1 protein-coding gene is annotated in these 671 nt (G+C 60.2%); it reads left to right on the forward strand.

Annotated elements, in window-relative coordinates:
- Window positions 1-326: 326 nt before the first annotated feature.
- On the forward strand, window positions 327-671 hold a 345-nt coding region (locus tag AC4FQ5_RS19785; RefSeq protein WP_491146301.1), incomplete at its 3' end, for a hypothetical protein.

The raw sequence follows: 671 nt of genomic DNA on the forward strand, positions 1-671 counted from the left end.
CGCATGGGCGTAAGCCAGCCGACGGTTGCGTCCTTCGAGCGATATGACTCCAATCCGACACTTGCCACCTTGCGTCGATATGCGATGGCTGTCGGAGCCGTTGTGCGGCACGACGTGGTCGACGATTGCGTCGAACATCGAGCCTCGTCGGCTTCAGCCAGTGCTGGGCGGGTCGCGGTCGTCGCGAACGCCTCTAACTCCGTCCTTCGCGAGTTCGCGAAAATTCAGCGAGACGCTTCGAGCTACAAGGCATACGGACGTCGGACCGGTCAGCGTCAACGCCAGAGCTTGTTTGCGGCCTTCCCGCCTCGAGAGCGGGCGTCCCGGTGAATAAGGACGCGGAAGGTTACCGCACTTATCTCCCCGAGGATCTGAGAGTGATCGCAGCGCACGCTCAGGCTGAGCAGGTCGATGAATCTGACCTGCACCTTAATTGGTTCGTTGACTTCGCTCCTGAACGAGATGACGAGGATACGGACGAGAGAGTCGTCTTATCAACCTTGCACGGAAAAGTGGAAGGCGGACGGGTCGACATCACTGTCGGCACACGCTTCGTGAGCGACGGGAGCGACGAGGGAGCGGACTTGGAGACGATTAGACGCCTGATCACCAACTCCTCGGCTCTCGAAGCTGCCTACGACTTCGCGCGCTCGCACTTCACTGCCCTGATG

The sequence above is a fragment of the Chryseobacterium sp. DT-167 genome, assembly GCF_058310155.1.